We start from the raw sequence: 435 nt of genomic DNA on the forward strand, positions 1-435 counted from the left end.
GGTGCGGCCGGTGTGGTTACAGGGTTCGAGGGTGACGTAGGCGGTGCCGCCCCGGGCCCGCTCACCGGCCGCGCGCAGGGCGTGGACCTCGGCGTGCGGCCCTCCGGCGCGCTGGTGGAAGCCTTCACCGGCCACGGCTCCGGAGGCGTCGGTGATCACACATCCGACGACCGGATTGGGGCTGGTGGAGCCGAGACCGCGCGCCGCGAGCGTGATCGCTCGGCGCATGGCGGTGATGTCGGCTGCGGTGGCCACCGGGTCCTCCTGCCTCTTCGGGCACGGACTCCGGGGCCTGTCGATGACGACAGATGAAGCGGGTCGCCGGGGCAGACGCCGAAAACCGAAGAAGGGACGCAGGGGTCCGGCGAAACCCGGCCATGCGTCCGCCTACGGCGGCGTACCGATGACGAACCGCCGCGCACTGCCTCCCATCCG

The 435-nt window shown here is 72.6% G+C and carries 1 pseudogene; it reads right to left on the reverse strand.

Annotation, left to right across the window (positions count from 1 at the left end):
- Positions 1 to 255: pseudogene (locus tag RM812_RS42460) on the reverse strand (bifunctional diaminohydroxyphosphoribosylaminopyrimidine deaminase/5-amino-6-(5-phosphoribosylamino)uracil reductase RibD); the annotation flags it as partial.
- Positions 256 to 435 lie beyond the last annotated feature (180 nt).

Origin of the sequence: Streptomyces lancefieldiae (assembly GCF_031845825.1) — a bacterium.
GTDB lineage: Bacteria > Actinomycetota > Actinomycetes > Streptomycetales > Streptomycetaceae > Streptomyces > Streptomyces lancefieldiae.